We start from the raw sequence: 25,240 nt of genomic DNA, 5'->3' as shown, positions 1-25,240 counted from the left end.
CCGATGTTTCCGTAATGTGGAAACTAGGTTCTGCTATATGGAAGCAATGTAGAGGGGCGCTTTGGAGGCCGTCAAGGTGGATGATGAGACTGACGTCGATCGACCCGTTCCCGGGGCAGGACCGAGGGGGAGTTGCCATGGCCGAGCCCACCCACCTGCGCTGCCCCACCTGTCGGCGCGAGCATCTGTACGCGCCGCAGGCCCTTCCGTGCGCCTGTGGAGCGCCCGTCGCGCCGCCGATGGTGCGCGGCGCCAGCCCCGTCCCCGTCTCGGAGCGCACCTGGGACGACGACTGGGTGACGCTGCGCTGCCCCATGTGCGGCCGGCACGACCGGTGGCCCCGCCCCGAGCTGGGCTGCGCCTGCGGCTCGGTGCTGCGCGTCCCGGTCCACGACGACCAGGCCCCCGCGCCCGCCCACATCCCGCTGCCGCGCACGGCCGCGCCCCCGCGCCCCGCGTTCCAGCCCGTCGCCATCCGCACCGCGCGCGACGCCGTGACGGCCGTGGCGCTGTATCTGCGCTGGCTCGGCTACGACGACGTGCGCAGGGCCGACCAGCGCCCGCCCTCGGGCGTCGGGCTCGCGGCGAGCGGGGTCGTCGCCCAGGTCGAGCCGTCGGTGCGGCCCGCGACGCTGCGCGACGTGGAGTGCCTGTGGCTCCAGTCGATGACGGAGTCCGCGGCCTGCGCCTACTTCTCGCTGGCCGGTTACGCGGACGAGGCCGGCGCCCGCGCGGACGCCCTCGGTGTCCCGCTGTTCGTCCTCGACCTGGCCGGGGTGCCGCAGCCGGTGAACAGGTCGGCGGACGAGCTGATCGCGGGCGGGGCGTAGCGCGGGGCGCGAAGCAGGAGACGTAGAGCAGTGCACAGCGCGGGGCGCAAATACGCGTGAGCGGCCCGAGCCGCCCCGGCATACTTGCCGCGTGATCATCCGCAGCGCCGAGCCCGCCGACCTCCCCCGCCTCCAGGCGATCGAGACGGCCGCGGGCGAGATCTTCCGTACGCTCGGCATGGCCGCCGTCGCCGACGACGCCCCGCCCACGATCGCCGAGCTCGACCGGTACCGGCGGGCGGGACACGCCTGGGTCGCCGCCGAGGACTCCGGGACCGTCGTCGCCTACCTGCTCGCGGAGGTCGTCGACGGCGCCTTCCACATCGAGCAGGTCACCGTGCACCCCGACGCCGCCCGCCGGGGCGTGGGCCAGACCCTGATCGCGCGCGCCGCCGACTGCGCGCGCGGCCAGGGCCTGACCGGTCTCACCCTGACCACGTTCGCCGACGTGCCGTGGAACGCCCCGTACTACGAGCGCCTCGGCTTCCGGCGGCTCACCGCGGCCGAGCTCACGCCCGGCCTGCGCGCGATCCGCGCGGCGGAGGCGGAGCACGGTCTGGACCGGTGGACCAGGGTGTGCATGCGGAGGGAGCCGTGAGCCCCCTCTTTCCTGTTCTACGTTCTACAACTCCCCGTACCCCTCTCGGAGTTCCACCTTCCGGACCTTCCCGCTGACGGTCATCGGGAACCGTTCGAGAAGGCGCAGACGGCTCGGGATTTTGTAGTGCGCGAGCCGGTCGCGGCAGAACGCGCGGACCTCGTCGAGCGTGAGCGTGTCCGCGGGGTCGCGGAGGATGACGCAGGCGAGCACCTCCTCGCCGTACTTCTCGTGCGGCACCCCCACGACCTGCACGTCGGCGATCTTCGGGTGCCCGTGGAGGAACTCCTCGATCTCGCGCGGTGAGATGTTCTCGCCGCCACGGATGATCATGTCCTTGATCCGCCCGACGATCTGCGCGTACCCGTCCTCCCGGATGACGGCCAGGTCGCCCGTGTGCATCCACCGGCCGGCGTCGATGACCTCGGCGGTCTTCTCCGGTTCGTCCCAGTAGCCGAGCATCACGCTGTACCCGCGCGTGCACAGCTCACCGGCCTCGCCGCGCGGCAGTGTCACGCCGGTGACTGGGTCGACCACCTTGACCTCGATGTGCGGCAGGACGCGGCCGACGGTGCCGGTGCGGCGCTCCAGGTCGTCGTCGCGGCGCGTCTGCAGGGACACGGGCGAGGTCTCGGTCATGCCGTAGCAGATGGACACCTCGGCCATGTGCATCTCGGAGACGACCCGCTTCATCACCTCGACCGGGCACGGCGAGCCCGCCATGATGCCCGTGCGCAGGCTGCCCAGGTCGTACTCCGCGAAGTCCGGCAGGTTCAGCTCGGCGATGAACATGGTCGGTACGCCGTACAGCGAGGTGCATCGTTCCTGCTGGACGGCGCGCAGGGCGGCGGCCGGTTCGAAGGACGGGCCTGGGACGACGATGCAGGCGCCGTGCGAGGTGGCTCCGAGGTTGCCCATCACCATGCCGAAGCAGTGGTAGAAGGGCACGGGCAGACACACCCGGTCCTGCTCGCTGTAGCCGACCGTCTCGCCCACCCAGTACCCGTTGTTGAGGATGTTGTGGTGGGAGAGCGTGGCTCCCTTCGGGAAGCCGGTCGTGCCGGAGGTGTACTGGAGGTTGACCGGGTCGTCGCAGGACAACTCCGCTTCTCGGGCCGCCAGTTGGTCGGCCGTGGCGCCGTCGGCGGCCGCCACCAGGGCGTCCCAGCTGTCCGTGCCGATGAAGACCTGCTCGCGCAACTCGGGGCATTCGGGCGCCACTTGCCGGGCCAGCTCGCGATAGTCCGTGCCCTTGTGCTCGGTCGACGCGACGAGGAGCGAGACACCCGACTGCTTGAGGACGAAGGCCAACTCGTGTGCCCGGTAGGCCGGGTTGATGTTCACCAGGATCGCGCCGGCCCGCGCAGCCGCGTACTGCACGAGCACCCACTCGGCGCAGTTGACCGCCCAGATGCCCACGCGGTCGCCCTTGCCGATGCCGCGCGCGAGCAGCCCGCGCGCCAGCTCCTCGACGGCCGCGCCGAACTCGGCGTACGTCCAGCGCCGCCCGTCGGCCATGTCGACGAGTGCCTCGCGCTCGGGCCAGACCTCGACGGCCCGCCGCAGGTTCTGCCCGATGGTGTCACCGAGGAGCGGCACCTCGCTGGTCCCGTGCGCGTAGGAGAGTGCGGTCACCGGTAGTCCTCCTCGTGGTACGTGGCGGCCGCCTCCTCGGGGGTGGCCTCTCGCTGCATCGGCTCCAGCATGCCTTGAGCGCCGCCCGGCCGTCGCCCCTTCGGTGCACACCTGTCACACGGGATGCCGCCGTGTCGCGGCCCGCTCGAGAATCGCTCGTGAACCGCCGCAGGGCCCGTCCACGGCCTCTCGGGCCGGACACGAATGAAGAAGCCGTGACGGGCCCCTGGGACTTAGCTTGAACGGCATGACCTCCATCGCATCCGTCACCCTTGAGGTGGCCGACCCGTCGGCTGCCGCCCAGTTCTACAAGGAGGCGTTCGGCCTGGACGCCTCGGCCCTGCGCGTGCGGGCCTCCGAGTCGGCGTCGGCGGGCTTCCGGGGCTTCACCCTGGCGCTGACGGTCTCTCAGCCGGCCGATGTGGACGCCCTCTTCGCCTCCGCGCTCGCCGCCGGTGCCACCGCCCTGAAGCCCGCCGAGAAGTCCCTGTGGGGCTACGGCGGGGTGCTGCGGGCGCCGGACGGAACCATCTGGAAGGTCGCGACCTCCGCGAAGAAGGACAGCGGCCCCGCCACCCGGAACATCGACGAGACCGTCCTGCTGCTCGGCGTCGAGGACGTCAAGGCGAGCAAGCAGTTCTACGTGGGGCAGGGCCTGACCGCGGGCAAGAGCTTCGGCGGCAAGTACGCCGAGTTCAAGGCCGACGACTCCAGCCCCGTGAAGCTGGCGCTCTACAAGCGCCGGGGGCTCGCCAAGGACCTCGGGGTCGACGCCGAGGGCTCCGGCTCCCACCGCATCGCCCTCGGCAGCACCGGCGCCGCCTTCAGCGACCCCGACGGCTTCGTCTGGGAGTCCGGGGCCTGACCCCTCCGCCCACCGGCACGCGACACCACTCCCCCACCACGAAAGGGCATCCGACATGGCCACCACGAAGAAGGCCGACGAGAAGCACGAGGGTTTCACCGCCGAGGAACGCGAGGCGATGAAGGACCGCGCCAAGGAGACGAAGCGCGGCTCGCGCGCCTCGAAGGCGGACACGGAGCAGGAGGTGCTCGCGAAGATCGCCGACATGGCGGACGCCGACCGGCTGCTCGCCGAGCGCATCCACGCCGTCGTCACGAGCGCCGCCCCCGAACTGACCCCGAAGCTCTGGTACGGGATGCCCGCCTACGCCAAGAACGGCAAGGTGCTGTGCCACTTCCAGAGCGCGGCCAAGTTCAAGTCGAAGTACGCCACTCTCGGCTTCAGCGACCAGGCCGCTCTCGACGACGGCCATGTCTGGGCGACGGCGTTCGCGATCACGGAGCTGACGAAGGCCGACGAGGAGCGCATCGCGGACCTGGTCAGGCGCGCCGTGAGCTGACGGACGAGGACGGCGAACCCGGGGGACGCGGGCGGTGGTCAGCCGGCCCGCACGGGGAGGCGACCGGAGCCGGCCCCAGGGGTGGTCAGGGCGCCGGTGTCGGGCTGCGCCACGAGGATGCCGCGCTGGAGCCTGCCGAGGGCCGCGGAGGGCTCGAGGCCCAGTTCGCGCACGAGGGTGGTGCGCAGGCGCTGGTAGACGTCGAGGGCCTCGCCGCGGCGGCCCGAGCGGTGGAGGGCGAGCATGAACTGCCCGTGCAGGCTCTCGTGCAGGGGGAACTGCTTGACCAGCACGGTCAGTTCGGACAGCAGACCGCGGTGGCGGCCCAGGCGCAGATCGGCCTCGATGCGCTGATCGAGGGCGTACAGGCGGGTCTCCTCCAGTCGGCTGACCTCCAGGGCGATCCGACTGCCGGCCTGCACGTCGGCGAGCGCCGAACCGGTCCACAGAGCGAGTGCGTCGCGCAGCTTGCGGGCCGCCGCCGGATAGTCCTCGGCATCCATCGCGCGATACCCGGCGGACGCACGGCGTTCGAGCTCCTGAAAGTCGATGGTGCCGCCGCGCGTCCGCAGGCGGTAGCCGCCGGGGAGGGTGACCAGGATGTCCTTGGCGCTCGTGGTCGTGTCACTGCCGCGCAGCAGCGCGTCCGTGATGAGTTCGCGCAGCTGGAGGATGTAGGTCTGCAGGGTGGTGCGAGCGCTGCGCGGGGGGTGCTCGTCCCACAGCTCCTCGGTCAGCACCGGGACGGGAACGACGCGGTCGGCGTTGAGTGCGAGCAGTGCCAGCACCTGCCGGGGTTTCGGCGCGGTGGGAGCGATCTGGACGCCGTTCTCGCGCACCGACAGCGAACCCAGCACTTCAATGTCCATCGTGTTCCCCCAGGTGACTGTGGCAGCTGAACCCCACCCGATAAAAAAACAGCACGGACGGTTTGTCAATCGGACTCGCGAGCCGCCTCGCCCGACCCGCACACCAGGGCACGCGCCGTCACACCTCAGGGATGCGGGGCGCGCAGGCAATGGCGTACGCTCGCACAATACAAACCGGACGGTTTTTTTAGTGGTGCCTCAGCGGCACGTACAAGGAGAGCGAAGATGGCGATGCAGGAGCGCGCGATCCGCACACGACAGGCGATCCTCTCCGCGGCCGCCGTCGTGTTCGAGGAACGGGGCTACCAGGCGGCCACCATCAACGAGATCCTCACGGCCGCCGACGTGACCAAGGGCGCGCTCTACTTCCACTTCCAGTCGAAGGAGCACCTCGCCCAGGGCGTGCTGTCCGCGCAGGACAGTGACGCGTACGTCCCCCGCGCCTGTCAGGTGCAGCAACTGGTCGACATGGGCATGCTGCACGCCCACCGGCTGCAGACCGATCCGATCGTCAGGGCCGGGGTGCGGCTCTCGCTCGACCAGCAGGCGCTCGGTCTCGACCGCAGCGGCGCCTTCGAGCGCTGGGCCGAGTCGATCACCCAGACCCTCGAAGCCGCCTGCGCGCAGGGTGAACTCCTCCCCCACGTGCGGCCGAAGGAGACCGCCGACGTGCTGGTGGGCTCCTTCGCCGGCATCCAGGCCATGTCCCAGGCCCTGTGCAACTACCAGGACCTTCAGTACCGCATCTCCGTCATGCTGCGCCACGTGCTGCCCAGCGTGGTGCTGTCGTCCGTGCTCGCCTCCGTCGACCTCTCGGACGGACGCGGGGAACGGGTGTTCACAGAACTGAAGGAACTGCGGGAGCGCGATCGGCAGGAGCCTGCCGCGGCGGCCCCTGGCCCGCTGACCCGCTGACCCGCTGACCCGCTAGTTCACCCCCCGCTCCAATCCACCCCAGTAGGGCTCCCGCAGCTTGAACTTCTGGATCTTGCCGGTCGCCGTCCGCGGGATCGAGGCCCGGAACTCCACGCTCGTCGGCGCCTTGTAGCCGGCCATCCGCTCCTTGCAGTGCGCGATGATCTCCGCCTCGGTGAGCGACCGCCCCTCCGCGAGGACCACGAGGGCCTTGATCGTCTCGCCCCACTTCTCGCTCGGCACGCCGATCACGGCCACCTCGGCCACCGCCGGGTGCCGGAAGATCACGTCCTCGACCTCGATCGACGAGACGTTCTCGCCACCGGTGATGATCACGTCCTTCTTCCGGTCCGAGATCGTCAGGTGGCCGTCGTCCTCGTCGACCGACCCGCCGTCGCCCGTGTGGAACCAGCCGCCCTCCAGGGCGACTTCGCTCTCCTCGGGCTTCTCCCAGTAGCCCTCCAGGGCGGTGTTCGACCGGGCCAGCACCTCGCCCGTGCCGGAGACGTCCAGCTGCACGCCGAGCGCGGGCAGCCCGGCCCGCGCCAGCTTGCGCGCCCGCTCCTCACCGGGCAGGTGGGCGTCCTGCGGGCGGGTCCGGTTGAAGGTCAGCAGCGGGGACGTCTCCGTCAGGCCGTAGATCTGCGTGAACTCCCAGCCCAGCTCCTCCTCCACGCGCTGGATCAGCCTGCTCGGCGGCGGCGCGCCCGCGCACACGACCCGCACCCGGTCGCGGCCCGGCACAGGACCCTGCCAGTCCGCCGCCGCGTCGAGCGCCGCCTTCCACACCGCGGGCGCCCCGCACATCAGCGTGACCCCGTGCTCGTCGATCCGGCGCAGGATCTCCGCGCCGTCCACCTTCCGCAGCACCACCTGCTTCACGCCGAGGCCCGCCATCACGTACGGCATGCCCCAGCCGTTGCAGTGGAACATCGGCAGCGTGTGCATGTAGACGTCCCGCTCCCACACCCGCGTGTGCAGGCCGAAGGTCAGGCCGTTGACCCAGATGTTGCGGTGGGTCAGCTGCACCCCCTTCGGGCGGGCGGTGGTGCCGGACGTGTAGTTGATCGTCGCCGTCGCGTCCTCGTCGGGCGCGGACCAGGGGCGGGGCTCGACGCCGAAGCGCATCAGCTCCGTCTCGGTCTGCTCGCCGAGCACGAAGCGGTGCCGCGCCTTGACCCCGGACAGCGCCTCGTCCAGTTCCGGATCGACCAGGAACGCGGACGCCCCGCTCTGCCGCACCATGTACTCGACCTCGTCCGGCTTCAGCCGGAAGTTGAGGGGCACGCAGATCCGCCCGCTCATCGGCAGCGCGAACAGCAGCTCAAGAAGGCGGGCCGAGTTGTGGCTCGCCACCGCCACCCGCTCGCCCTCCCCCACACCCAGCGCGTCGAATCCGGCCTGCCAGGCCCTGACCCGTTCGGCGAAGGTCCCGTACGTCGCCGTGGGGACGGCGGGCGCCGGCTGGTCCGGCTCGTCGACCACGCCGACGCTGTCCCGGAAGCCGAGTTCCGCCCGCTCCAGGAAGTCCGTGATCGTCATGGGTACACGCATCGTCGCCTCTTCACAGTCGTACTGCCGCGGACCGTTTCTGCCATCGTGTAGGGGGTGACGCAGGTCTCACCACCCCCATACGGGGGTGAACAGTGCGCGGCGAGGTGATGGACGGGTGAGCACGGCAACCGCCGAGGCGGTCGAGATGCGCGCGGCCCTGGTGCGGCTGCGCCGGGGCACGGGGCTCCCGGTGGCGTTCGGCGGGCTGACCGCCGGCCCCGGGCAGGCGGCCGGGCAGGTACGGATCGCGGAACTCAGCGGCGCGGCGACCGGCGCGCTGCGCGGCCTCGGCGTCGCGGCGGGCAACGGCCTGGGCGGCAAGGCCCTCTCCCTCGCCAGGGCGTGCGCCGTCACCGACTACCACGGCTCGCGGCACATCAGTCACGAGTACGACGCCGCGGTCGCGGCCGAGGGCCTGCACTCGGTCCTCGCGGTGCCCGTCGTCGTACGGCGCCGGGTGCGGGGTGTCCTGTACGGGGCGCTGCGGGCGCCCCGGCCGCTCGGTGACCGGGCGCTGGACGCGGCGATGGCGGCGGCGCGGGACGTCGAGCAGGCGCTCGTGGTGCGCGACGAGGTGCAGGCGCTGCTGTCCGTCACGCGGACCCCGGCGGGCGCGGACGCCGGGGCGTGGGAGGAGGTCAGGGAGGCGCACGGGGCGTTGCGGGCGCTCGCCCCGAGGCTCGCCGATCCGGCGCTGCGCGGCGAACTGCTCGCGGTGTGCGGCAGGCTGGCGGCGGCCTCCGACCCGGTGCCGGCCCCGGCGGAGGCGCCGGTGACGCTGGCGCCGCGGGAGGTCGACGTGCTGGCGTGCGTGGCGGCGGGCGCGACGAACGCGGCGGCGGGCGAGCGGCTCGGCCTGCGCGCGGAGACGGTGAAGGGGTATCTGCGCTCGGCCATGCGGAAGTTGGGGACGCACACGCGCGGCGAGGCCGTGGTGGCGGCGCGGCGGGCGGGGATATTGCCGTAGGGCCTGACCCAGACGGTGGGCCCCAGGTCCGCTGGGTCTTAACGATAGGCCCCAGCTCTGCCGGGCCCCGGCGATTGTCAGTGGCGTGGGCTTCAATGGTTCGCGTGGGATGAGGACGAGGACGAGAACGGGGTCGCGAGGGAGCGGGACGGAGCGGGAGAGGGGGCGGGGCGCGTGGCGGACATGGTGTCCATGGACCGGTACTTGGCGTTCGCGGCGATGTCGTTGCTGGTGATCGTGGTTCCGGGGCCGAGTGTGCTGTTTGTGATCGGGCGGGCGCTGGCGCACGGGCGGCGGACGGCGGTGGCGACGGCGCTCGGCAATGTCGTCGGCTCGTATCTGCTGGTCGTGGCGGTGGCGCTGGGGATCGGCGCGCTGGTCGAGCGGTCGGCGGGGCTGTTCCTGGCGGTGAAGCTGGCGGGCGCGGCGTATCTCGTGTACCTGGGCGTGCAGGCGTTCCGGCACCGGCGGGACCTGAAGGCCTCGGACATCCGGGGCCCGGCGGGTCCGCCGCGCGGCGATCTGCGCACGGTGGGCGACGGGGTGCTGGTGGGGGTCACGAACCCGAAGGGCATCGTGTTCTTCGCGGCGGTGCTGCCGCAGTTCGTGAACCACGAGGCGGGTCATGTCAGCGCGCAAATGCTCCTGTTGGGCCTGATCCCGATCTCCATAGGCCTGGTCACGGACACGCTGTGGGGGCTCACGGCGTCGGCGGCCCGCACCTGGTTCGCGCGCTCGGACCGGCGGCTGTCGATGATCGGCGGGACGGGCGGCTTCGCGCTGATAGGCCTCGGCGTGACGGTGGCGGCGACGGGCCGCGCGGACTGAGCGCCCTGGCCTACGTGCGTACGGTGCCGAATTCCACGGAGAGCGGGCCCGGAGCCTCCAGGACGGCAGCAGTGTGCTCCGCTTCCGCGACGAGTTCGTCCCGCTGGGCGCGCGTGAGCTTCCGGAAGGGTTCGAGGGTGAGCACGCTGCCCGCGTCCCCGTTCTCCTTCAGGGTCCACAGGCCGGCGAGGAATCCGTCGACGAGGAACGTCAAGTAGGCGGTGTTCACCTGCCAGTTGCGGCCCCGGTCGGCCTCGTGGATGACGCGGGTGCGGTCGGCGTGGGAGAGGAGGAGGTTGTCGAACTCGGCGAGCAGGCGCGGCGGCGCGGGCGTGTCCTCGTCGGGGCGGGGCGCGTCGGGCAGGTCGAACAGCTCGACGCCGCGCTCGTCGCGGAAGGTGACGAGGCGGGGCCGCAGCCGCTCGAAGGCGTCCTTGGTGCGGGTGATACCGGCCCACTGCTGGAAGTCCCGCACGGAGGCGGGGCCGAAGGCGCCGAGGTAGCGCAGGATCGTGTCGTCGGGGGCGGGCGCCGGCTCGGTGGGCCGGTCGAACCACTGCTCGGCGGTGGTCAGCCGCACCCCGCCGCTGCGCCGCCACAGCCCGCGCGGTGTGACCTGGACGAGCGGGAGGCGGCCGCGGGCGGCGATGGTGAGGGCCTGCGGGTCGGCGTCGGGCCAGTACTTCAGGAGCAGTTCGCGGATCGCCTTCGGGGTGCGCGGCTCCTCCTCGACGTAGCGGCGGGTCAGGTCGGTGAGCCGGTCCAGGTCGACGCCGACGAGGCCCTTGCGGAACATCCGCAACTCCCGTTCGCGGGCGGCCTGCACGAGGGGGCGCAGCGTCATGCAGTCGTCGGCGGTGTGCAGATGGATGGTGGAGCGCATGGTGACGAGCCGGGCCACGCGGCGCTGGTCCAGGGCGGTGGAGAGCGCGGCGGGGGTGAATCCGTCGAGGCGGGCGGCGAGCGCGAGATACGGCGGCCTGACCTCCTGCGCCTGCAGCCCGAGGAGCCGGTGGACGGCGTCCTCGGCGCTCAGCAGGGCGCGGCGGAGAAGGAGTTGGCGCTCCAGGGTGGCGCGTCCCAGGGCGCGGGCGGCCAGCGGCTTCGTCGTCATAGGGGGAAGGTAACGGGTAAGTAGGTCAGGCGCTGTCCGCGATGCGCTGCACCGTGCCGTCATCTTCCCTGGTTACGCTGCCGGGGACCCGCAAGCGTCAGATATTCGATCACGGAGGGAGGCGGCGATGCCACGACGGCAGGGCCGAGCCGGCCGAAGCGAGCACAATGGGGCGCGCCGCTATTCCTGGCGCCGCGCGACCACCCCGGCACCCCCGCCCTCCGAGCCGGCCGCCGCGCCCGCGACCGACCCGGCGCCGCCGGAGCAGGTCAGCGTGGTGAACGCGGCGCTGTACCGGGACGGGGTGCGGGTGGCGACCCCCGAGACCCTCACGGACACCTACCGGCAGCTGCGCGAGAAGCCGCGCACCATGGCGTGGATCGGCCTGGCCCGCCCCTCCGACTCGGAACTCAAGTCGCTGGCGGCCGAGTTCGACCTGCACGGCCTCGCGGTCGAGGACGCGCTCGAGGCACACCAGCGCCCGAAGCTGGAACGCTATGGCGAGACCCTCTTCGTCGTCCTGCGCGCGGCCCGCTACCTGGACGCGCCGGAGGAGGTCGACTTCGGCGAGCTGCATGTGTTCGTGGGCCCCGACTTCGTCATCACGGTCCGGCACGGCGCGGCCCCCGACCTCTCGGCGGTCCGCAGCCGCATGGAGGCCACCCCCGAACTGCTCCGACTGGGCCCCGAGGCGGTCCTCTACGCCATCCTGGACGCGGTCGTCGACGGCTACGCGCCGGTGGTGTCCGGCGTCCAGAACGACGTCGACGAGATCGAGACGGAGGTCTTCTCCGGCGCCCCCGCTGTCTCCCGGCGCATCTACGAACTCTCCCGCGAAATGGTCGAGTTCCAGCGCGCCACCCGCCCCCTGGTCGGCATGCTGCACGCGCTGATGGCGGGCTTCGCGAAGTACGGCACGGACGAGGAGCTCCAGCGCTACCTGCGCGACGTGGCCGACCACGTCACGCACACCAGCGAACGCGTCGACTCCTTCCGCCAGGCCCTCGCCGACATCCTCACGGTGAACGCGACGCTGGTCACGCAGCAGCAGAACGCGGAGATGCGGGCACTGGCGGAGGCGGGCTTCGAGCAGAACGAGGAGATCAAGAAGATCTCCTCCTGGGCGGCGATCCTCTTCGCCCCGACCCTGGTCGGCACGATCTACGGCATGAACTTCGATCACATGCCGGAGCTGGACTGGAGCTTCGGTTACCCGTTCGCGATCGGCCTGATGGGCGTGGTCTGCGTCAGCCTGTATGTGATCTTCAAGAGGCGGGACTGGCTCTGAGCGGCGAGCAGCCGGGCAGGCGTACGGCGAAGGCCGTGGCCCGGTCCCCGGGCGTCCCGGGGGTCGGGCCACGGCCTGGGCCGTGCCTGTGGGCGGTGCGTCAGTGGCTCAGTTCCACGTCCGCGTCGTTCCTGCCGTTGCCGTTGAGGGTCAGCGGGACCGCCTGCGGGGCGTAGCCGCCGGCGATGACGGTGTACTGGCCGGCGTCGAGGTCGTCGAAGGCGTAGGCGCCGTCGATGCCCGTGATCGCCGTGCCGACCGTGTTGCCCGCCGCGTCGAGGAGGGTGACGCGGGCGTCGTTCAGCGGTTCGCCGGACGCGCCGCGGACCACGCCGTGGACGCGGGCGCCGGGGACCAGGCGGACCTCGCAGCGGTTCGGGCCACCGCTGACGACCTCGACCGCGAGGGCCGTGGGCCGGTGGCCCTCCGCGCTCACCGCGAGGGTGTAGCTGCCGGGGGCCAGGTCACCGAAGGCGAAGGCGCCCGTGGCGTCCGCGGCCGCCGAGGCGAGCACCTCACCGCGTACGTCGGTGGCGATCACCAGGGCGCCGGGCACCGGGAGTTCGCCCGCCGCCTCGACGACGGTGCCGGTCAGGCCCGCCGCACCCGCCAGCATCAGGTCGAAGTCGAGGAAGCCCTCGCCGACCGTCAGCGTGCTGGCCTGCGGCTGCCGGGAGCCCGCGGAACCGATCAGGACGTACGTGCCACCGGCGGGGGCCGGCAGCAGGTACGCGCCGTCGGGCCCCGTCGTCGTACGGCCGAGCTGACCGCCCCTCAGGTCGATCAGGGTGACGACCGCGCCCACGAGCGGCGAGCCGTCGCGTTCGCGGGCGTAGCCCCTGATGCCCGTGGAGGCGTCAGCGGGCACGGAGTCCGACGGTGCGGTCGGCGCGGGTTCGGAGGCCGGGACGGCCTCCGTCTCCACCGCCTCCCCCTTCTCCGCCGCCTCGCGCGCCTGAAGGCCCGACATCGTGCGCAGCGGGACCTCCTTGGTCCACAGGACCATCAGGAACGCGAGGACGATGACGCCCGCCGCGATCAGGAACACGACGTGCATGGCGTCCGCGAAGCCCTGCTTGAAGGGCTCCGCGAGGCGCGGGTCGAGGTGCTGGATGAACGAGGAGTCGCTCAGCACCCCGCTGCCGCCCCCGCCGGAACCCTTGAGCATGTCGAAGACCGGCTTGTTGGCCGGGTCGTGGACGACCGCCGGGTCGTGCAGCGCGGCCTGGAAGTCCGCCGTACGGGAAGCCGACCTGAAGGCATCGGAGATCTTGTCGCCGACGTTCGAGAAGAGCACCGAGAGGAAGATCGCCGTACCGGCGGTGGCGCCCATCTGCCGGAAGAACGTGGACGACGCGGTCGCCACACCCATGTCCTGCGGCGGCACCGCGTTCTGCACCGCGAGCACCAGCGTCTGCATGCAGCAGCCGAGGCCCAGGCCGAAGAGGCCCATGTAGAGCATGGTCTCCCACAGCGGGGTGTCCCACTCGACCTTGAAGTGGAAGCACAGCAGCGCCGCGACCATGAAGAGGGTGCCGAGGGTCGGGAAGATCTTGTAGCGGCCGGTCTTCCCGGTGATCTGGCCGGAGATGATCGACGCGATCATCATGCCCGCCATCAACGGCAGCATCTCGAGACCGGACTTGGTGGGGCTCGCGCCCTTCACGATCTGGAGGTACTGCGGGATCATCAGCATGCCGCCGAACATGCCCGCGCCGATCAGCACGGACAGGAAGCTGGTCTTGCTGAAGATGGCGTTGCGGAACAGCCGCATCGGGATCAGCGCGTCGTCGCCGACCCGGCGCTCCACGAGGATCCACGAGACGATGCCGACGCCGCCGAGGACGTAGCAGACGACCGAGCCCGTCGAGCCCCAGCCCCACTCGCGGCCCTGTTCGGCGACGAGCAGCAGCGGGACGACGCCGAGCGCGATGGTGACCGCGCCCCACCAGTCGATCTTCCGGTCGCGGCGGACGTGCGGGATGTTGAGCACCTTGGCGACGACGAACAGCGCGACGATCGCGATCGGCACGTTCACCAGGAACACCCAGCGCCAGCCGGTGACGCCGAGGATGCTGTCCTGTCCTGCGAGGGCGCCGCCGATGAGCGGGCCCGCGACGCTGGACGTGGCGAACGTGGCGAGCATGTAGCCCTGGTAGCGGGCCCGTTCGCGGGGCGGCACGATGTCGCCGATGATCGCCAGCGCGAGCGACATCAGGCCGCCGGCGCCGATGCCCTGCACCGCGCGGAACGCGGCGAGTTCCGGCATCGACGTCGAGAACGTGCACAGCGCCGAGCCGACGATGAAGATGCTGATCGCGGCCAGGAAGTACGGCTTGCGGCCGTGCAGGTCGGACAGCTTGCCGTACAGCGGCGTGCAGATCGTCGAGGTGATCAGGTACGCCGTCGTCGCCCAGGCCTGCTGGCTGAGGCCGTCGAGGTCGTCCGCGATGGTGCGGATCGAGGTGGAGACGATGGTCTGGTCGAGAGCGGCCAGGAACATCCCCAGCATCAGGCCGCTGAGGATGGTCAGGATCTGCCGGTGGCTCAGGCCGCCGGAGGTGGGGGTCTGTTGGGGGGTGGATATGGCTTGGGTAGCGGTGTCTCCGCGGGACGCGGACACGGCCTCAGTCATTCTTGCGTTGCTCCCTGCTCGCCACCGGGCCCGGGGTCTTCCCCGGACTCGGGACGCGCGTATTCAAACTCTTCCAGGTCGTCATTGAGGCGGGAGAGCAGCCGGATCAGCTGGTACCTGTCCTCCGCGGGCCAGGGCTCGAGGAGGCGGGCGAAACCCGCGTCGCGCTGGCGCCGGTACTCCTCGAACGTGGCCGTCCCGGCGGCGGTGGCGTGCAGCAGCGCGCCCCGCCGGTCCTCCGGGTCCGGACGCCGTTCGACGAGTCCCTTGTCGATCATGGCCCGCACCTGGCGGCTGACCGTCGACAGGTCGAGGAAGGTCGCGGCGGCGAGGTCGGTGGCACGGTGTTCGCCGTCGCGCACCAGTTTGGCGAGCAGTACCCGTTCGCCGGACCGGCTCTCGATCCTGGCCTTCTGCCGGTAGGCAGTCAGCAGTCTCGAGAACCGCACCAGTTGCGTGCCGAGTCCCGCCGCGGCGTCCTCGGCGCTCGCGCTTCCCGTCGCCGGGTGCTGTTCGTCCGCTGCTTCACGGTCATGGACCGTCCCCTTGTCCATGACCGCCTCCCGGTTTCACACTTCGTTGCTTGTATCGAGCAACCTTGTATCGAGCAAGTGAGTGTAGCCCTCTTTCCTGGGTGCCTCACCCAGCGGGCGGGAGGGTATTTGCGCAGGTCAAATGGGGGTCAAGCCTCGGTCAAGAGCCTCGCGGCGGGTCGGGGCGACGGCACTACAGGTCGGTCCCCAGCACGCTCTTCACCACGTAGCTGCACTGCGTGTACGAGTACCCGGACTGGATCCGGCCGCCCGCCGCGCGCCCGAGCGCCGTCGCATCGCGGCCGCCCGGTTTGTGCAGGAAGTGGTACGTGCCCGCGGGCAGCCGCAGCGTCCGCTTCGGGTAGTCCTTGCCGCTCGCCTTGCAGGCCTCGGCGCGGCCCGCCGCCTCGGTCGGATACGTCTTGCAGGACCCGCAGGCGGCGATGGTGATCCGGCCGGTGACCGGTCCCGTGTAGAGGATCTCGACCGGGTCGGGCCCGTCGTTGCTGATCACCATCTCCATGCGGGAGCCGCCCGGCTCGCCCTTCGGCGGCAGCTGGTCGCCCGCGGCGGGCCGCAGCTGCGCGATCTCGGCGGCGGTGGCGACCTGCTGGGCACGGCCGCGCCGCTTGTCGTCCTTGTACGTGCGCGCGAAGTCCGTCAGCGATGTGCGCGCGGCGCCGAACTTCTTGTCCTCGAACCGGTCGACGCCGCAGGCGTACGCCCCGTCCCGCACTGCCGTCGCGACCCCGCCGCGCAGGTGCTCGGGCGCCGGCGCGGGCAGGCTCTTCGCGGTGTCGCCGATGCTGCGCAGCGCCTTGGTGGCGGCGCACGGGTCCGTGCCCTTCAGCGCGCCCGCGCGCCGCTCGACGGCCGCGCGCACGGCGGGTTCCACCTGGCGGGCCTGCTCCGACTCGGGGAACGTACGCAGGAGTTGGCCCAGCTCGCCGCCCCGGCCGTCGGACTCGGCGGCGCCGAGCCGTTCCGTGCCGCACTTCAGGAGCGAGGTGGCGAGCGGCTTGTCGGGCCAGGTCGCGAGGGAGCCGAGGACGGCGCGGTCGATGGTGTCCGGCACCGTCCGCAGGTGTTCGAGGGGTGCGACGGCGGCGCAGTGCTCGGCGTCGGCGTAGGGCGCGGCGACGGCCTTGTAGTAGGCGTCGAGGCTGTCGTGCACGCGGTGGGCGGCCCTGGAGTCCGGGTGGTCGGCGGCGAGATCGCGGTAGCGGCCGAGCGCTGTGCGGTAGTCGGCGCGCGCCTCGGCGAAGTCGCGGGCCGAGGCCTTCCGGACGAGGGCGTCGGCGCTGTCGAGCCGGTCGAGCAGCATCTCCTCGACGGCGTCGTCCCGCAGCCCGCCGTACGCGAACGCTCCCCCGGCGGGCACGGCGAGCAGCGCTACACCGAGCAGGATCGCCACAACAGGCTTGATCTGTACGGAACTTGAGGGCGCGCGCAGCCCGCGCCTGGCCCCGTCCGCCACCGCGCCGAGCAGCAGCACCGCGTACCCGATCAGCGCCCACCCGGGCACCCCGTCCGGGTCGGCGGGCAGCGCGAGGGTGAGCAGCGCGGCCGTCGCGGCGACGCACAGCAGGGCGAGCAGCCGGCGCCACACGAGGACGTACCCGAGCCCGAGCCCGCTGAGATTGAGCAGCCCCGCGGCAACGGCCCGCGCCGGATCAGCGGGCCCGGCGGGCGGCCGGGCAGCGGGCGGCCCTGGCGGCCCGAACGCGACTTCCTGGGAGGGTCCGAAGTCGGGCGGCCCGAAACCGGGCGGCCCGAAGCCGGTCGGGCGGGCATCGGGCGGCATCGGAACCTCCGGCGACCCCGACGGCATCGGCGGCACCGGAACCTCGGGCACCCCGGGCGGCATCGGCGGGTTCGGCAGCACCGGCCGCTCCGGCGACCCCGGCGACTCCGGCGACCCCTGCGGCACCGGAACCTCAGGCGCCCCGGGCGGCATCGGCGGGTTCGGCAGCACCGGCCGCTCCGGCGACCCCGGCGACCCCTGCGACTCCGGCGGCCCCTGCGACTCCGGCGACATCATCGGCCCTGGCGGCCCCGGTGCCCCCGGCGGAGCCGATGGCATCTGTGGAGGCGGTCCGAATTCGCCGCTTCCCTGCCGCTCCGCGTCGTCGGACGACGCGCCCCCCTGCCACCTCATCGCGGTCCCCCAACCGTCAGGTGTCGCACCCCGAAGCAAACGATCGGGGGCGGGACCCCGCCTGTCAATCGGTTGCAAGTGGCCAACCCGGCGGCATCGCGCCCCCAACTCCCTTTACGTTCCGAACCCTTGACGACCCCACCCCTCCCCCTTTAACTCAAGGCTTGAATTTAGAAACGGCACGACGCACCACCAGCACCCGCAACGGGACCACCGGGAGGGCACCTTGCGTCACACCGACTCCACCCACAGACCGGGCCGCGGAAGCCGTAGGAGACGCGCGGCCTTACTGGCCGTGTCGGCGCTCGCGGCGGGCCTGCTGCCGCTGACCGGCACCTCGGCCGCCTCCGCCGCCGACGACCCCGCGCCCACCCCCGTCGACCGCTTCGAGGGCGAGGTGCCCTTCGCGACGCAGCCCGCCGAGGGCATCTTCACCTGGGGCGGCGACACCGACGACCATCCGAAACTCGAACTCAAGGAGCGCGCGGACGCCCCCGAGGGCGCCAAGGTCCTCGAAGGCGCCTACGACATCAGCGGCTACGGCGGCTTCAGCCACGACTACGCCGCCGACGAGCCGGCCCACGACTGGTCGGCCCACAAGGGCATCCGCCTGTGGTGGTACGGCGACAACTCCGGCCGCAAGATGAACTTCGAGCTCAAGGACGGCGGCGCGCACGGCGAGGCGTCCGAGCTGTGGACGACGACGTTCGCCGACGACTTCACGGGATGGAAGCAGCTCGAGCTGCCGTTCACCCGGTTCGAGTACCGCACGGACTACCAGCCCGTCGGCGGCATCGACCACGTCCTCGGGCTCGACAAGATGTGGGGCTACGCGGTCACCTTGCCCACCGGCACCAAGAGCCAATTCGCCATGGACGGCGTCGAGTTGTACGGCAAGGCGGACCAGTCGCTGCGCGCGCAGGTGGCGACGGACGCGGCCGTGTACCCGGTGAAGGAGGGCGGTTCGGCGGCGGTGAAGCTGTCCGTCACGACCACCGGGAACGTGCCGATCGAGGACCCGGTCACCATCGAGTACGCCACCGAGGGCGGCACCGCCGACCCGGGCAAGGACTACACCCCGGTCAGCGGCAAGGTCACCTTCCCGGCCGGTACCGCGTCCGGCGCGGCGAAGACCGTCACGGTCGCCGCCGGCAAGGACTCTGCGCGGGCCGAGGCCGCCGAGACCATTCCGCTGAAGCTGACCGTCACCGGCGCCAAACCGCCCGCCGAGTCCCCGCAGGTCGTCGTCGACGCGCACGGACTCCCGTACCTCGACACGAAGGCCCCGATCAAGAAGCGGGTCGCCGACCTCGTCTCGCGGATGTCGCTCGAGGAGAAGGTCGGCCAGATGACGCAGGCCGAGCGCGCCGCTCTCAAGTCGCCTGGCGACATCGCGAGCCACCACCTCGGCTCGCTGCTCTCCGGCGGCGGCTCCGTGCCGACGCCGAACACGCCCGAGGCCTGGGCCAAGATGATCGACGGCTACCAACTCCGGGCGCAGGCAACCCGGTTCCAGATTCCGCTGATCTACGGCGTGGACGCGGTGCACGGCCACAACAACGTCGTCGGCGCCACGATCATGCCGCACAACATCGGCATCGGCGCCACCCGCGATCCCCGACTGGCGGAGAAGACAGGGGCGGTGACCGCCTCCGAGGTCCGCGCGACCGGCGTCCCGTGGGACTTCGCGCCCTGCCTGTGCGTCACCCGCGACGAACGCTGGGGCCGCTCCTACGAGGCCTTCGGTGAGGACCCGGCCCTCGTCGAGTCCATGGAGACCGTGATCAAGGGCTTCCAGGGCCGCGCGAACGGCTCCGACCTGGACCGCCGCGACAAGGTCCTCGCCACGGCGAAGCACTACGTCGGCGACGGCGGCACCGAGTACGGCTCCTCCACCACCGGCTCGTACACCATCGACCAGGGTGTCACGAAGGTCACGCGGCAGGAGCTGGAGGCCGTGCACCTGGCGCCCTTCGGCGACGCCGTGAAGCGCGGGGTGGGCACGGTCATGCCCTCGTACTCCTCGCTCGACATCATCGGCGACGACCAGGGCCCCGTGAAGATGCACGCCAACGCGGCAATGATCAACGGGGAGTTGAAGAGGAAGCTCGGCTTCGACGGCTTCGTCATCAGCGACTACGCGGGCATCGACCAGATCCCCGGCGACTACGCCTCCGACGTCCGTACGTCGATCAACGCGGGCCTCGACATGATCATGGTGCCGAACGCCTACGCGGACTTCGAGAAGACCCTGCTCGCCGAGGCCACCTCCGGCCGGGTCACCGAGGCGCGCGTGGACGACGCGGTCTCCCGCATCCTCACGCAGAAGTTCAAGCTGGGCCTCTTCGAGAAGCCGTACGCCGACACGAGCGGCATCGACGAGATCGGCGGCGCCGCACACCGCGCCGTGGCCCGCGAGGCGGCGGCCAAATCGCAGGTGCTCCTGAAGAACGACGGGAACGTGCTGCCGCTCAAGCCCTCCCAGAAGGTGTACGTCGCCGGGTCCAACGCCGACGACATCGGCAACCAGGCCGGCGGCTGGACCATCTCCTGGCAGGGCCAGTCCGGGAGGATCACGGACGGCACCACGGTCCTCCAGGCCATGAAGAAGGCCGCCCCCGGCGCGAAGGTCGACTACTCGAAGGACGCCTCGGCGCCCACCTCCGGGTACGACGTCGGCGTGGTCGTCGTCGGCGAGACCCCCTACGCGGAGGGCGTCGGAGACGTCGGCAACGGCCACGACCTGGAGCTCTCCGCCGCCGACAAGGCAGCAGTGGACAAGGTGTGCGGCGCCATGAAGTGCGTCGTACTCGTCGTCTCGGGGCGACCCCAGCTCATCGGCGACCGGCTCGGCGACATCGACGCGCTCGTCGCGTCCTGGCTGCCCGGCACCGAGGGCGACGGCGTCGCCGACGTCCTCTACGGCAAGCGGCCCTTCACCGGACAGCTCCCGGTGACCTGGCCGAAGTCCGAGGCCCAGCTGCCCATCAACGTCGGCGACGCCTCGTACGACCCGCAGTTCCCGTACGGCTACGGGCTCACGACCAAGGCGGCCGGCAAGGACAGCGACGGGCAGGCGCTCGTGGCCAAGGAGCGGCTCAAGGTCCAGGAGAAGGCGGGCGGCAAGGTGACCGCGGCGTGGGCCAAACCGTTCGCCGACGCCGAGCACCTCGCCCTCACCGGCGACTACAAGGGGGCGCTGAAGAAGCTGGCCGCGGCGTACAAGGCGACCTGACCGGCCCGGAGGGAAACAACTGTGCGCGCGGGGCTCCGAGTTGGGGTCCCGCGCGACACGCCGCCCGAACCCCGGCACGGACACCGCACCCGGACGTGTGCCTACCATCGCGACATGACGGCCCAAATCCGTATCGTCCGTGACACGCCGCTGCGCGCCTCCGAGGCGTGGGCGCGGCTGACCGACTGGGAGCGGCACGGGGACTCCGTGCCGCTCACCCGTGTCACGGTGACGACCCCGCCGCCGGACGCCGCGGGCACGGTGTTCGTGGCGCGCACCGGTGTCGGCCGGTGCGGCTTCGACGACCCGATGGAGATCGTCGCCTGGCAGCCGCCGCGCCGCTGCCGGATGGAGAAGCGCGGCCGGGTCGTCACCGGCTGGGCCGAGTTCGAGGTGCGGGCGCTCGGCGACGGCGGCTCGCGCGTCGAGTGGCGCGAGGAACTGCGGGTACGCGGAGTGCCCCGCGCCGCGGACCGGGTGGTCGCGGCGGCGGGGCGGTGGGTCTTCGGACGGGCGGTGGACGGGCTGCTGTACGACGCCGAGGACGAGGCCACCGAGGACGACGCCACCGGAGAAACGTCACCGCACCGGCTGTGAGCGGGTGGGCGTCACTTCCCCGGCAGCAGCGGCGGATTGGCGTACCGCACCAGTTCGAGCGCCTGCTGCGGGAACCAGTCGCCCGCCTTCGGGTCGACCGTGCCCCGCTCCGGGTCCTCGGGGCCCTCGGTGCCGCGCAGGCACAGGCCGTCCGACTCCCCCGGTGTCTTGATCCACAGCCGGGCGTCCTGCAAGGGGTCGCCGGTGCGCAGGGTGGGCCGGGCGCCGAGGCCGCGGTCCGGCGGGTTGCACCAGTCCTGGGGGTCGGTGTACTTGCCGGCGGGCGGGGTCCAGGTGCCCTGGCCGTTGCGGCTGGAGTCCGTCACGAAGTGCGCCATCCGGGAGGCCGGGACCCGCAGATTGGCGTCGATCCAGGTCTGCGCGTCGGCGCGCGGGGTCCACTGGTTCGGGCAGTCGGCGGCGTCCCCCGATGCCTCCTCGACGTACGCGATGCAGGACGAGATCAGCTTCCCGTACCAGGAGTTGGCGTCGTCGGTTTGGTAGTTCGAGGCGTTGGTGTAGAAGCCGGCCGCCTCCCCGACGCCGCCCTTGATCAGGCGCGGCACGATGGAGTTGACGCTGTGCCAGCCGGGGTGGCCGGTGTCGAGGTAGACGCGGGTGCCGCGCAGCGGTTCGAGGCGGTCGACCGCGTAGTTGACCTCGGCGTAGCGCGCGGTGGTCCTGGTGCCCTGCGCGTCGTCCTGGCCGCAGTCGGCGGGGAGCAGGGCCAGGGAGTCGGGTTCGAGGACGACCATGGCGTCGCGGGAGCCGATGCCGCGGGCGACGGCGTCGATCCAGGCCTGGTACTCGGCGGTGGTGGCGGCGCCGCCCGCGGAGTAGTTGGAGCAGTCGCGGCCGGGGACGTTGTAGAGCGCGAACACCGGGAGGTCGGCGCGCCGGTCGGCGTCCCTGACGACGTCGCGGGCGAGCTTCTCGACCTCGGCCGGGCTCTGGTCGCCGAACCAGACGGCCTGCGGGGTGGCGATCATCGCGGTGATCCGGGCGGCGTCGCGGTACTGCCCCGCCTTGACGAGCCCGGCGATCTGCCGGACGGCGTCGGGGTTGGGGTCGGGCGTGTAGAGCCCGGCGTCGCGCCCGGCTCCGGCCCCGGCCGACGGCTCGGCGGCGAGGGCCTGGGGTGCGGCGAGGAGGAGGGCGAGCGTTGCGGCGGCCGCGGCTGCGGCGCGGCGGAGAGGTCTTCGCACGGTGACTCCTGGGGTCCGGTCGAGCGGGTGACGGTCGGCCTTGCGGGAGCGCTCCCACAGAGAGTCGACCGAGCCCACCGGAACGTCAAGTAGGCCGCACACGACGCGCACTTGACGTCACCCCCGGGCCGCCGCCCCGGACCCCGCCCCTCCGCTGCCGGAGAGGCGCCTCCGGTGCCGGCGAGACGTCTCCGGCCCCTCAGGCCACCGAGCCGATCCGCCGTGCCGTCCCCGGCTCGTGGTGGATCGGCGTGTGCGCCCCGGTGAGGGACACCCCCGTGCCGCCCCGGCGGTCCGCGACGATCTCGGAGGCGATGGACACCGCCACCTCCTCCGGCGTACGGGCCCCCAGGTCGAGCCCGATCGGGGACCGCAGGCGCGCCAACTCCATGTCGGTGACGCCGACTTCACGCAGGCGTTCGTTGCGGTCGAGGTGCGTGCGCCGCGAGCCCATCGCCCCCACGTACGCGACCGGGAGCCGCAGCGCGAGCCGCAGCAGCGGCACGTCGAACTTGGCGTCGTGGGTCAGGACGCACAGCACGGTCCTGCCGTCGACCTCGGTGCGCTCCAGGTACTCGTGCGGCCACTCGACGACGATCTCGTCGGCGTCGGGGAACCGCGCGGCCGTCGCGAACACCGGCCGCGCGTCGCACACGGTGACGCGGTAGCCGAGGAACTTGCCCATCCGCACCAGCGCCGAAGCGAAGTCGATCGCGCCGAACACGATCATCCGGGGCGCGGGCACGGACGACTCCACCAGGACGGTGAGCGGTGACCCGCACCGCGAGCCCTGCTCACCGATCTCAAGGGTGCCTGTACGCCCCGCGTCGAGGAAGGCCGCCGCCTCCCCCGCCACGGTGCGGTCGAGCTCCGGGTGGGACCCGAACCCGCCCTCGTACGAGCCGTCGGGGCGGACGAGCAGCGCCCGCCCCAGCAGCTCCCCCGGACCCGACACGATGCGCGCGAGCGCCGCCGCCTCCCCCGTGGCGGCGGCGCCGAGCGCCCGTGCGAGCACCTCGCGCACGGCCGGGTCGGACGCGCGGACCGGCGTGACGAGGATGTCGATGACGCCGCCGCAGGTGAGCCCCACGGCGAAGGCGTCGTCGTCGCTGTAGCCGAACCGCTCGAGGACCGTTTCGCCGTCCTCCAGGGCCTGGTTGCACAGCTCGTAGACCGCGCCCTCCACACAGCCGCCGGAGACCGAACCGATCGCGGTGCCCTCGCTGTCGACGGCGAGCGCCGCGCCCGGCTGCCGGGGCGCGCTGCCGCCGACGGCCACCACGGTGGCCACGGCGAAGTCGCGTCCCTGCTCGACCCACCGGTACAGCTCATCGGCGATGTCCAGCATGTCTCGGTCTCCTTAGCGGTTCGGGGAACGGTCCGGCCGGCAGGGCTACTTGACGCCCAGCCAGCTCTCGATCGGGTGCAGGCCGAAGTACACGAGGAAGACGAGCGTCAGCACCCACATGAAGGCGCCGATCTCACGGAACTTCCCCTGCGTCGCCTTGATCGCCGTGTACGCGATGACTCCGGCGCCGACGCCGGCGGTGATGGAGTACGTGAACGGCATCAGCGCCACGGTCAGGAACACCGGCACGGCCACGGCCCGGTCGGACCAGTCCACGTGCCGGGCGTTCTGCATCATCATCGCGCCGATGACGACGAGCGCGGCGGCGGCGACCTGTCCTGGCACGATCTGCGCGAGCGGCGTGAAGAACAGGCCGAGCGCGAAGAGGAAGCCGGTGACGACGGACGACAGTCCGGTGCGCGCGCCCTCGCCGACGCCCGTGGCGGACTCGATGAAGACGGTCTGCCCGGAGGCGCCCGCCACACCGCCGATGGCGCCGCCGGCGCCGTCGATGAACAGCGCCTTGGACAGTCCCGGCATGCGGCCCTTCTCGTCGGCGAGCTTGGCCTCGGTGCCGACGCCGATGATGGTGGCCATCGCGTCGAAGAACCCGGCGAGCACGAGCGTGAACACGATCATGCCGACGGTCATGCCGCCGATGGAGTCCCAGCCGCCGAACTCGACGTGTCCGAAGAGCGAGAAGTCGGGCATGGAGACGGCGCTGCCGGTCAGCTCGGGCGGGCTGCCGCCCCAGACCTTGGGGCTGAGGTCGAAGACCGCGTTCACGATGACGGCGAGGATCGTGCCGACGACGATGCCGATGAGGATCGCGCCGGGGATGTTGCGGGCCTGGAGCATGAAGATCAGGAGGAGGGTGACCGCGAAGAGCAGCACGGGCCAGCCCTTGAGCTGTCCGCCGGTGCCGAGGGTCACCGGGGCGCCCTTGCCGACGAACCCGGCGTTGACCAGGCCGATCAGGGCGATGAACATGCCGATGCCGATGGTGATGCCGTGCTTCAGGGCGAGCGGGATCGCGTTCATGATGATCTCGCGCAGGCCGGTGACGACCAGCAGCACGATCACGACGCCGTACATCACGCACATGCCCATGGCCTGCGGCCACGTCATGTTGGGCGCCACCTGGGTGGCGAGCACGCCGGAGACGGACAGGCCCGCGGCGAGCGCCAGCGGGACCTTGCCGAGGAAGCCCATCAGCAGGGTGCTCACGGCGGCGGCGAGCGCGGTCGCCGTGATGAGTCCGGCGTGGCTGAGCTTGTCGCCCGCCGCGTCGGGGCCGCCGAGGAGCAGCGGGTTGAGCAGGAGGATGTAACACATCGCCATGAAGGTCGTGATGCCGCCGCGCACCTCGCGCGCGAACGTCGACCCTCTGTCGGATATGTGGAAGTAACGGTCGAGCCAAGACCTGCCGGCGGGCTGGCGCGAGCCCGCGCCCGCGTCGTCGGCGGTGGTCTTCGGCTCCACGGACTGCTGGGTCATGGTGCCTCGATTCCCAAGGTTCATAGGGGCTCCCGTGAACTGCCGTACGGCACACGGGTTTTGGGATGGC

Annotated in this window: 20 protein-coding genes; 10 read left to right on the top strand and 10 right to left on the bottom strand. The window is 71.8% G+C overall.

Annotation, left to right across the window (positions count from 1 at the left end; all coding sequences use genetic code 11):
- Positions 1-137 precede the first annotated feature (137 nt).
- Positions 138-830, top strand: a complete 693-nt coding sequence (locus ACFV9W_RS18970; protein ID WP_385762146.1) for a hypothetical protein — start codon at positions 138-140, stop codon at positions 828-830.
- Between the two features lie 91 nt (positions 831-921).
- Positions 922-1,428 (top strand): GNAT family N-acetyltransferase, encoded by a 507-nt coding sequence (locus tag ACFV9W_RS18965; protein ID WP_385762143.1) that lies wholly within the window; start codon positions 922-924, stop codon positions 1,426-1,428.
- 24 nt (positions 1,429-1,452) lie between these two features.
- Here the strand turns inward: ACFV9W_RS18965 and ACFV9W_RS18960 are convergent, their stop codons facing one another.
- On the bottom strand, positions 1,453-3,063 hold the full coding sequence (locus tag ACFV9W_RS18960) for an AMP-binding protein (protein WP_385762140.1): 1,611 nt from the start codon (positions 3,061-3,063) through the stop codon (positions 1,453-1,455).
- A 247-nt stretch (positions 3,064-3,310) separates the two neighbouring features.
- On the opposite strand from ACFV9W_RS18960, the gene ACFV9W_RS18955 reads away from it, so the two are divergent.
- Both ACFV9W_RS18955 and ACFV9W_RS18950 read left to right on the top strand, forming a co-directional pair.
- Positions 3,311-3,928 (top strand): VOC family protein, encoded by a 618-nt coding sequence (locus tag ACFV9W_RS18955; protein WP_385762138.1) that lies wholly within the window; start codon positions 3,311-3,313, stop codon positions 3,926-3,928.
- A 55-nt stretch (positions 3,929-3,983) separates the two neighbouring features.
- Positions 3,984-4,427, top strand: a complete 444-nt coding sequence (locus ACFV9W_RS18950) for an iron chaperone (RefSeq protein ID WP_385762135.1) — start codon at positions 3,984-3,986, stop codon at positions 4,425-4,427.
- Positions 4,428-4,465: 38 nt separating this feature from the next.
- Here ACFV9W_RS18950 and ACFV9W_RS18945 read toward each other — a convergent pair whose 3' ends face one another.
- A complete protein-coding gene (locus ACFV9W_RS18945; RefSeq protein WP_385762133.1) occupies positions 4,466-5,296 on the bottom strand; it encodes a BTAD domain-containing putative transcriptional regulator in 831 nt (276 codons plus the stop codon).
- Between the two features lie 225 nt (positions 5,297-5,521).
- On the opposite strand from ACFV9W_RS18945, the gene ACFV9W_RS18940 reads away from it, so the two are divergent.
- Positions 5,522-6,211, top strand: a complete 690-nt coding sequence (locus ACFV9W_RS18940; protein ID WP_385762130.1) for a ScbR family autoregulator-binding transcription factor — start codon at positions 5,522-5,524, stop codon at positions 6,209-6,211.
- A 12-nt stretch (positions 6,212-6,223) separates the two neighbouring features.
- Here the strand turns inward: ACFV9W_RS18940 and ACFV9W_RS18935 are convergent, their stop codons facing one another.
- Complete coding sequence (locus ACFV9W_RS18935; protein WP_385762127.1) at positions 6,224-7,765, bottom strand: AMP-binding protein; 1,542 nt, start codon at positions 7,763-7,765, stop codon at positions 6,224-6,226.
- Between the two features lie 145 nt (positions 7,766-7,910).
- On the opposite strand from ACFV9W_RS18935, the gene ACFV9W_RS18930 reads away from it, so the two are divergent.
- Positions 7,911-8,732, top strand: coding sequence for a response regulator transcription factor (locus tag ACFV9W_RS18930; protein ID WP_385762319.1), 822 nt, complete (start codon positions 7,911-7,913; stop codon positions 8,730-8,732).
- A 183-nt stretch (positions 8,733-8,915) separates the two neighbouring features.
- Positions 8,916-9,560 carry a LysE family translocator gene (locus ACFV9W_RS18925; protein WP_385762316.1) on the top strand — a complete coding sequence of 215 codons (645 nt, stop codon included), beginning with the start codon at positions 8,916-8,918 and terminating at the stop codon, positions 9,558-9,560.
- Between the two features lie 10 nt (positions 9,561-9,570).
- On the opposite strand, the gene ACFV9W_RS18920 is transcribed toward ACFV9W_RS18925, so the two are convergent.
- Complete coding sequence (locus tag ACFV9W_RS18920) at positions 9,571-10,674, bottom strand: winged helix DNA-binding domain-containing protein (protein ID WP_385762124.1); 1,104 nt, start codon at positions 10,672-10,674, stop codon at positions 9,571-9,573.
- 127 nt (positions 10,675-10,801) lie between these two features.
- Between ACFV9W_RS18920 and ACFV9W_RS18915 the strand changes: the two genes are divergently transcribed.
- Positions 10,802-11,962, top strand: a complete 1,161-nt coding sequence (locus ACFV9W_RS18915) for a magnesium and cobalt transport protein CorA (protein WP_385762121.1) — start codon at positions 10,802-10,804, stop codon at positions 11,960-11,962.
- Positions 11,963-12,062: 100 nt separating this feature from the next.
- Here the strand turns inward: ACFV9W_RS18915 and ACFV9W_RS18910 are convergent, their stop codons facing one another.
- From ACFV9W_RS18910 to ACFV9W_RS18900, 3 genes are all read right to left on the bottom strand, one after another.
- Entirely contained in the window at positions 12,063-14,597 is a 2,535-nt protein-coding gene (locus tag ACFV9W_RS18910) for an MFS transporter (RefSeq protein WP_385762119.1), read from the bottom strand.
- Complete coding sequence (locus tag ACFV9W_RS18905; RefSeq protein ID WP_385762116.1) at positions 14,594-15,151, bottom strand: MarR family winged helix-turn-helix transcriptional regulator; 558 nt, start codon at positions 15,149-15,151, stop codon at positions 14,594-14,596. The genes ACFV9W_RS18910 and ACFV9W_RS18905 overlap by 4 nt, the downstream gene beginning before the upstream one ends.
- A 172-nt stretch (positions 15,152-15,323) precedes the next feature.
- Complete coding sequence (locus ACFV9W_RS18900) at positions 15,324-16,934, bottom strand: hypothetical protein (protein WP_385762113.1); 1,611 nt, start codon at positions 16,932-16,934, stop codon at positions 15,324-15,326.
- A 649-nt stretch (positions 16,935-17,583) separates the two neighbouring features.
- On the opposite strand from ACFV9W_RS18900, the gene ACFV9W_RS18895 reads away from it, so the two are divergent.
- A complete protein-coding gene (locus ACFV9W_RS18895) occupies positions 17,584-20,523 on the top strand; it encodes a glycoside hydrolase family 3 N-terminal domain-containing protein (RefSeq protein WP_385762110.1) in 2,940 nt (979 codons plus the stop codon).
- Positions 20,524-20,637: 114 nt separating this feature from the next.
- Positions 20,638-21,120, top strand: coding sequence for an SRPBCC family protein (locus tag ACFV9W_RS18890; RefSeq protein ID WP_385762107.1), 483 nt, complete (start codon positions 20,638-20,640; stop codon positions 21,118-21,120).
- Positions 21,121-21,131: 11 nt separating this feature from the next.
- On the opposite strand, the gene ACFV9W_RS18885 is transcribed toward ACFV9W_RS18890, so the two are convergent.
- From ACFV9W_RS18885 to ACFV9W_RS18875, 3 genes are all read right to left on the bottom strand, one after another.
- Positions 21,132-22,325, bottom strand: coding sequence for a glycoside hydrolase family 6 protein (locus tag ACFV9W_RS18885; protein WP_385762104.1), 1,194 nt, complete (start codon positions 22,323-22,325; stop codon positions 21,132-21,134).
- Positions 22,326-22,524: 199 nt separating this feature from the next.
- On the bottom strand, positions 22,525-23,673 hold the full coding sequence (locus tag ACFV9W_RS18880; protein ID WP_385762102.1) for an XdhC family protein: 1,149 nt from the start codon (positions 23,671-23,673) through the stop codon (positions 22,525-22,527).
- Positions 23,674-23,718: 45 nt separating this feature from the next.
- Positions 23,719-25,170, bottom strand: a complete 1,452-nt coding sequence (locus ACFV9W_RS18875) for an NCS2 family permease (protein ID WP_385762100.1) — start codon at positions 25,168-25,170, stop codon at positions 23,719-23,721.
- Positions 25,171-25,240 lie beyond the last annotated feature (70 nt).

This window comes from Streptomyces sp. NPDC059897 (genome assembly GCF_042730865.1).
GTDB lineage: Bacteria > Actinomycetota > Actinomycetes > Streptomycetales > Streptomycetaceae > Streptomyces.
The sequence above is the reverse complement of the archived record's forward strand: the minus strand, read 5'-3'. Positions and strand labels throughout refer to the sequence as shown.

Excerpts from the sequence above, each read along its gene's own strand:
- ACFV9W_RS18970 (WP_385762146.1), top strand. The coding sequence starts at position 138 with ATGGCCGAGCCCACCCACCTGCGCTGCCCCACCTGTCGGCGCGAGCAT.
- ACFV9W_RS18955 (WP_385762138.1), top strand. The coding sequence starts at position 3,311 with ATGACCTCCATCGCATCCGTCACCCTTGAGGTGGCCGACCCGTCGGCT.
- ACFV9W_RS18950 (WP_385762135.1), top strand. The coding sequence starts at position 3,984 with ATGGCCACCACGAAGAAGGCCGACGAGAAGCACGAGGGTTTCACCGCC.
- ACFV9W_RS18945 (WP_385762133.1), bottom strand. The coding sequence starts at position 5,296 with ATGGACATTGAAGTGCTGGGTTCGCTGTCGGTGCGCGAGAACGGCGTC.
- ACFV9W_RS18940 (WP_385762130.1), top strand. The coding sequence starts at position 5,522 with ATGGCGATGCAGGAGCGCGCGATCCGCACACGACAGGCGATCCTCTCC.
- ACFV9W_RS18935 (WP_385762127.1), bottom strand. The coding sequence starts at position 7,765 with ATGCGTGTACCCATGACGATCACGGACTTCCTGGAGCGGGCGGAACTC.
- ACFV9W_RS18930 (WP_385762319.1), top strand. The coding sequence starts at position 7,911 with ATGCGCGCGGCCCTGGTGCGGCTGCGCCGGGGCACGGGGCTCCCGGTG.
- ACFV9W_RS18925 (WP_385762316.1), top strand. The coding sequence starts at position 8,916 with ATGGTGTCCATGGACCGGTACTTGGCGTTCGCGGCGATGTCGTTGCTG.
- ACFV9W_RS18920 (WP_385762124.1), bottom strand. The coding sequence starts at position 10,674 with ATGACGACGAAGCCGCTGGCCGCCCGCGCCCTGGGACGCGCCACCCTG.
- ACFV9W_RS18915 (WP_385762121.1), top strand. The coding sequence starts at position 10,802 with ATGCCACGACGGCAGGGCCGAGCCGGCCGAAGCGAGCACAATGGGGCG.
- ACFV9W_RS18910 (WP_385762119.1), bottom strand. The coding sequence starts at position 14,597 with ATGACTGAGGCCGTGTCCGCGTCCCGCGGAGACACCGCTACCCAAGCC.
- ACFV9W_RS18905 (WP_385762116.1), bottom strand. The coding sequence starts at position 15,151 with ATGGACAAGGGGACGGTCCATGACCGTGAAGCAGCGGACGAACAGCAC.
- ACFV9W_RS18900 (WP_385762113.1), bottom strand. The coding sequence starts at position 16,934 with ATGCCGCCCGATGCCCGCCCGACCGGCTTCGGGCCGCCCGGTTTCGGG.
- ACFV9W_RS18890 (WP_385762107.1), top strand. The coding sequence starts at position 20,638 with ATGACGGCCCAAATCCGTATCGTCCGTGACACGCCGCTGCGCGCCTCC.
- ACFV9W_RS18880 (WP_385762102.1), bottom strand. The coding sequence starts at position 23,673 with ATGCTGGACATCGCCGATGAGCTGTACCGGTGGGTCGAGCAGGGACGC.
- ACFV9W_RS18875 (WP_385762100.1), bottom strand. The coding sequence starts at position 25,170 with ATGACCCAGCAGTCCGTGGAGCCGAAGACCACCGCCGACGACGCGGGC.